The organism is Photobacterium sp. DNB22_13_2 (genome assembly GCF_052873915.1).
The window spans coordinates 1-247 of the sequence record NZ_JBNNXU010000238.1; the positions used below are offsets into that span (position 1 = coordinate 1).

1 pseudogene is annotated in these 247 nt (G+C 64.8%); it reads left to right on the forward strand.

The window, feature by feature from the left end:
* Position 1: 1 nt before the first annotated feature.
* Positions 2–247: pseudogene (locus ACVA58_RS28510) on the forward strand (F0F1 ATP synthase subunit beta); the annotation flags it as partial.

Here is a 247-nt window from a genome sequence, read left to right on the forward strand (position 1 = left end):
GGTGGACATTCAGTTCCCGCGTGACGCGATGCCGAAGGTTTACGACGCGCTGGTGCTGGATGACAGCAACGAAGCCTCGTTCGCCGAGAAGGGCTTGACCTTCGAAGTGCAACAACAGCTGGGTGACGGCGTGGTGCGTACCATTGCACTGGGTTCGTCCGACGGTCTGCGTCGCGGCATGCGCGTGGCCACCACCGGCGCGCCGATTTCGGTGCCGGTCGGTCACGGCACGCTGGGCCGCATCATG